At 56.1% G+C, this 269-nt stretch carries 1 protein-coding gene; it reads right to left on the reverse strand.

All coding sequences use genetic code 11. The features are described 5' to 3' along the window. The coding region (locus tag A3754_RS08065; protein ID WP_304439827.1) for an aminoacyl--tRNA ligase-related protein at positions 1-269 on the reverse strand (269 nt) is incomplete at both ends.

The raw sequence follows: 269 nt of genomic DNA on the forward strand, positions 1-269 counted from the left end.
AGACCCATTCAAAGTGTGTACCAATTCTGGCTTGCCGGTTTCCGGATTACGCCAGCGGGCCTGCATACGGCGCGACTGGTAATCCTGAAAGTTGGAGCAGGAAGAGATTTCCCGATAGCGCTGCTGGCTCGGCAGCCAGACTTCGATGTCGTAGGTTTTGGACGAGGAAAAGCCCAAATCTCCGCCACACAGGATCACCACCCGGTAAGGCAGATCCAGTTTTTGCAAAACCGCTTCGGCATGGCCGGTGAGCGCTTCCAGAGCGGCAT

Source organism: Alcanivorax sp. HI0083, assembly GCF_001635175.1.